Raw genomic sequence first — 4,568 nt, forward strand, 5'->3', positions numbered from 1 at the left:
GCGTCTTCCTGGACATAGTTCGTCCCCAGCCAGGTCTCATAGCCGCCGAAACGGTGCTGCCTGGGTGTCGGCAGGTATCCGAACGATCCGTTGGCCAATTCGATCGTAAACATCTGCTTGGTCGGCGCCTTGGCCTTCAGTTCCAAGCCGGTTTCGGTGAAGGTTTCGAAGGGGATCGCGGCGATGCCCAGGTCCCCGATCCCGAAGGTTTGCAATTGGATGTCCACGGTGTCGGGTGCTTCGTCGAGACTGGCGATCCGATTGGCGTAGATGGCTTCACGACGATGCCGGGGTGATTGTTCGGAACTCTTGGCCAGGGCATCAAAGTAGTCGCGCATCTCTTGCGTCGGCTTGCGAACCTTCAACGTCAGCGGGGTCGATGCGGCGGACAGTTTGACCCACTCATGGAATTCGATTCCGCCATGCGCTTCATAGACTCGGTCGGCGATCTTGTTGGCGACTTCCTGCATCTTTTCGTAGCTGCCGTAGCGTTTCGGATTCTTGTCGCGAAAGTCGATGTTGTTGACGTCGCCGCTGGTTCCGTTGGAGAGCATGCCGACAAAGGCGGGTGTCGTCTCGGTCGCACCCAATCGTTTTTCGATGGCGCGGGCAAAGTAGCCGAAATAATCCGCGGAGACTTCATTGCGGGGGACGCCGCCGACGTAGTGCAGGGAGTAGTTTGCCAGCAGTGCGATCGGGCTGCCGTCTAGGCTTTGTACCGAAACGAAACTGACTTCCGGGTCCACAGGGCCGGCTTGGCGATCGAGCGCGGCGTGTCCTCGCGGCGGATTCATGCGGACTTGATCGATGCCGCCGAACGGATTGGTTGCCAATTGGGGATCGGTCACAAACCAACGTCGATTGAAGACTTCAGACGGTTCGTCGACGCTTCCCCAACCGATCTTCGCGGGTTGCAACTGATTCAACGCACAGCGGACACCGTCGGCGATCCGGCTGGCCAGGAATTCTTGGTACTCGGTCAATTCGCTCTGCTCAATGACCTTGCTTTCGCCGCGCGCGGTCGTGGCCGAGTGCGTGTGTGTCGAAGCCATCATCAGGTTCGCGATCGGGATCTCGGTCGCTTCGTGAATCGCTGTTTTCGCAGCGTCAAACACTTCGTGGGGAATGCCGACGTTGTCGCAGATCACGATTGCCAGTTTCGTCGTGCCGTCATCGAGTACCAGGCAGCGGGCGTGCAATTCGTCGTGAATGTGTTGTGCCGGCATCGGTTCCCAGCCGCCGACGATCATCTCGCCCAGCGGAGGTGTGATGTTGCTTGTTGCCGCTCCGGCGCGAAACGTTTTACCGTCTGCTTGCGCGGAGACCGGAAGGGCGGTGAGGAAAAGGGCGGCGATGGCGGTCGCGGCGATGGCAAGACGAGTCAACTGGTGAAAGCAATCACGACGGGAGGCGGGGAAAGTCGCAAGGATCGATTGCATGATGGGGTGCCTGTGGGGAGATTCGGTCAGGAAGGGTGGTCATTGTAATGATCTGGTCGGCGTGTTGCCCATCAACGCCGACAGTTTTTGACCGAGCCGATGAACGAAGCATTCGACAATGAACGACGGTTCGGTGATTCGTCGCTGACGGCGACAGATGGCGGACCGCCTACCTCGACATTTTACGCTTCACCACGGCAGCCCGTTTGGCGGGACGTTATGATGGATGCCACTCGCAACAAACGAGGGGATGCCAACTGAGAACGGGTGACAAAGACGAGCGTTCAAGATCGAACCGCTCGCGATCGTCCGGGTGTCTCGCCGCGGCGTGTTCCGGCCTGCCTCCAGGTGAATCCTTGATTGCCAACACCGCTCCATTTCGATTCACTCTTGCGCTGTGCTGCACAGTTGCGATGGCGATGCAGGTCCCCGCCCAAGAAATCGCATCGGCGGTCCCCACGGATGAATCGCAAGCGGCTGTGCCGGCTGACGTTGCCCCGGTCTTTCCCAATCGTCGTCACGCGCTGATCATCGTCGGGCTTCCAGGCGATCAAACCCATCGCGAGCGATTCGACGCGACCGTCCAAATCTGGCGGGATTGGTTGGTGCAAATCGCAGGTGTCGATTCCGCCGACATCCTAGTGCTTGACGGCCGCGACGCGACCGAAGACCGATTGCCCGCAACTCAGGAAAGCATTCGATCGGTGGCCGAGCAACTCGTCGAGCGAATTGGCGATGACGAATCGCTGTGGGTCTTTTGGCTCGGGCATGGCAACCAGGACCGGCGGCACGGTTGGTTTCATCTGCCCGGACCCGACATGAACGCCGCACAATGGGCTGCGATGTTTGCCGAGTTGAAAGCCGGCGAACAGGTGTTTTGGATGACTCATTCGGCATCGGGCAGTTTTATGAAACCCTTTTCGCTGCCCGGGCGGATCGTGGTCAGCGCAACCGACGACGGCGAAATCAACGAACCGCGGTTTCCCCGTCAACTCGCTCTCGTCATGACGCAACAACTCGCCGCGAGCACGAACGCCGAATCGACAGCCGAACCCACAGCAGATCCCACGTCGCCGGCGAAGGATCCGCCCGTCAGCGTCCTGGACCTGTTTCGACGCACGGCGGACCAAGTCGGCCGCTCGTTTGACGAAGACCAATTGTTGCCGACCGAACACGCTCTGCTGGACGACAACGGTGACGGCGTGGGCACCGAGGTCGCTGAATTGGCCGCGATTGATTCGCAATCGATTCACAACACCGCCGCCCAGGCCGTTATCGACGGACTGTTGGCGGCGCGAACGATCATCACGACGCCTGAACCTCCACCGACACCCGACGAATCGGCCGCCCCCGCGGCGACGCAACAACCATGAATCACCAGATGCCAGAAACGAATGACTCGGCCGGCCAGCCAACGGGCCAGCCGACCGCCGGTGACCATCCCGAGATCGTGGCGCGGCTGCAGCAGGCGAGGACGCAACTGAAACAAGAGATCGGTCGCGTCGTGATCGGCCAGGAAAAAGTGATCGACAGCTTGTTGATCGCCATGCTGTGCCGCGGTCATGCGTTGATGATCGGCGTGCCCGGACTGGGTAAGACGCTGATCGCCAGATCGCTGGCGAAAATGCTGGACATGCAGTACAGCCGGATCCAATTCACGCCCGATCTGATGCCATCGGACATCACCGGATCGGACATCATCGAAGAAGACCCCGAAACGGGCCGCCGCCAGCTCGAATTCTTCCGCGGTCCGCTGTTCACCAACTTTCTGCTCGCCGACGAAATCAACCGGGCACCGCCGAAAACCCAAGCCGCCCTGTTGCAGGCAATGCAAGAACGTGAGATCTCGGTCGGCCGAGAAACGTACCATCTGCCGCCGCCGTTCTTTGTCGTCGCGACGCAAAACCCGGTCGAGCAGGAAGGAACGTATCCGCTGCCGGAGGCACTGCTGGATCGATTCATGTTCAACGTTCCGGTCGTCTACCCATCCAAGCAGGAGGAAGTCGAAATTGTCAAAGCGACCACCGGGGATGCCGACGTGCAACTGCAATCGATTCTGTCGCTCGATGAAGTGTTGCAATTGCAATCCTTGGTGCGTGGTGTGCCGGTTGCCAACCATGTCATCCGGTACGCCGTCGATCTGGTCGATGCCTCTCGCCCGACGTCACAGGACGTCGCATCAAAAAGCACGGCGCAAAAACGCACGGCGGCGTCCAAGCTGCATCGATACATCCGCTATGGAGCCAGCCCTCGGGCGTCGCAGTGTCTGGTCCTCGGGGGCAAGGCGCGGGCCGTCTTGCTGGGGCGGTATCACGTCGATTTTGAAGACATCCGCGCCGTCGCGACTGCGGTGATGCGACATCGCCTGGCATTGAACTTTCAAGCCCGCACGGAGAACATCACCGTCGATCACGTCATCGGGCAACTCGTCCAAACGGTACCCACCCCGTCATGAACACCGCGTTTGTCACACCGACACAATTGACGTCCTCGGAGCTGCGGGGGGCGACCGATGATTTGGAATTGATCGCCCAACGGGTGGTGGAAGGTTTCATGCATGGATTGCACCAAAGCCCCTTTGTCGGGTTTTCGGTCGAGTTTGCGTCGCATCGCGAATACATGCCCGGCGATGACCTCAAGCACATCAATTGGCGGCTTTTCGGACGACACGAAAAACTGTTTGTGAAGGAATACGACGCCGAGACCAACGTCGAAGTGCATTTGATCGTCGACGCCAGTCGATCGATGATCGCCGCAGGAAAGTGGTCGTGTGCCGCGATGCTGGCCGCGGCGTTGGGACACTTGGCCATTCGCCAACGCGACGCGATCGGATTGACCCTGTTCGCTGACAAGATCCAGACACACCTGCGGCCACGTTCCACGGCGGATCACCAGCTGGAGGTGTTGCATGCACTCGCTCGGCCTCAAGATCACCCGGCGTGTGAAACCGCGCGTGTCTTGCACGAGGTGGCCGAGCTATCGCCGCGGCGCGGATTGAAGGTGTTGATCAGCGATTTCTATTTTCAGCCGGAGGAACTTGCCGACGCCTTTGCCCATTTTCGGCACTATGGACACGAAATGATCGTGTTTCATGTTTTGACGCCGTTGGAAACCGCAATGCCCGTCTCC

4 protein-coding genes are annotated in these 4,568 nt (G+C 59.6%); 3 read left to right on the top strand and 1 reads right to left on the bottom strand.

The annotated features are described in order from the left end of the window. Positions 1-1,439, bottom strand: a 1,439-nt coding sequence (locus tag ABX749_RS23140) for a neutral/alkaline non-lysosomal ceramidase N-terminal domain-containing protein (RefSeq protein WP_372898073.1), incomplete at its 3' end; no start/stop codon positions are given. Between the two features lie 419 nt (positions 1,440-1,858). On the opposite strand from ABX749_RS23140, the gene ABX749_RS23145 reads away from it, so the two are divergent. From ABX749_RS23145 to ABX749_RS23155, 3 genes are all read left to right on the top strand, one after another. After that, complete coding sequence (locus ABX749_RS23145; protein WP_372898074.1) at positions 1,859-2,812, top strand: hypothetical protein; 954 nt, start codon at positions 1,859-1,861, stop codon at positions 2,810-2,812. Positions 2,813-2,820: 8 nt separating this feature from the next. Then, a complete protein-coding gene (locus ABX749_RS23150) occupies positions 2,821-3,894 on the top strand; it encodes an AAA family ATPase (RefSeq protein ID WP_372898075.1) in 1,074 nt (357 codons plus the stop codon). Next, on the top strand, positions 3,891-4,568 hold a 678-nt coding region (locus ABX749_RS23155), incomplete at its 3' end, for a DUF58 domain-containing protein (RefSeq protein WP_372898076.1). The genes ABX749_RS23150 and ABX749_RS23155, both read left to right, overlap by 4 nt.

Source organism: Stieleria sp. (genome assembly GCF_041595215.1).
GTDB classification, from domain to species: Bacteria; Planctomycetota; Planctomycetia; order Pirellulales; family Pirellulaceae; genus Stieleria; species Stieleria magnilauensis.